This window comes from Enterococcus sp. LJL90, from assembly GCF_056924355.1.
Window position 1 is genome coordinate 1 of sequence record NZ_JBXPBQ010000054.1, and the last position, 674, is coordinate 674.

Consider the following 674-nt stretch of genomic DNA (forward strand, 5'->3'; position numbering starts at 1 on the left):
GCGGCAACCATGATCGCCCCTAGATATTTCGAGTTCAACGTATTGGCTACGAAGATGGAGGTTGGTCCATCCGCCGCCCCGATAATCCCGATTGACGCTGCATCGTTAATATCAAAACCGATTAAAACAGCCACGATAATTGTGAAGAAAATTCCGAATTGGGCCGCAGCACCGAATAATAACAGAAAAGGATTTTGTAACAGCGGGCCGAAATCAATCATTGCGCCAATCCCAATAAACAATAGCAACGGGAATAATTCTGTACTGATACCGAAGTCAAACAGGACTTGGAAAGGCCCTGGTTCGCCACCGGCTGCCAGTACACCAGAGTTCGGGAAGTTCACTAAAATCGTTCCCAATCCCATTGGAACTAATAATGTCGGCTCATATTCTTTTTTAATTCCTAAATACATTAAGACGGCACCGACCACCATCATGACAATCCGGCCGGGCTCTTGTCCCATGCCGATAAACCCTTCAATCAATGTTTCCACAAATTTCACTTCCTCAACTTAATTTCACTTCTACATAGCTTCACTTTTAAATTTCTATATAAATAGAATTTTTTTCAAATTTATTTAGGCAATGGTAATCAATGGATCACCAGGATTCACATTGTCACCAGGTGCTGCATGAATACCCATAACGGTGCCTGCATGTTGTGCCACAATTTC

Annotated in this window: 2 protein-coding genes; both read right to left on the bottom strand. The window is 42.9% G+C overall.

Annotation, left to right across the window (positions count from 1 at the left end; genetic code table 11):
- Window positions 1-494, bottom strand: a 494-nt coding sequence (locus AC1Z3S_RS20065) for a sodium ion-translocating decarboxylase subunit beta (protein ID WP_461741847.1), incomplete at its 3' end; no start/stop codon positions are given.
- A gap of 84 nt (window positions 495-578) precedes the next feature.
- Entirely contained in the window at window positions 579-668 is a 90-nt protein-coding gene (locus AC1Z3S_RS20070) for a hypothetical protein (protein WP_461741848.1), read from the bottom strand.
- Window positions 669-674 lie beyond the last annotated feature (6 nt).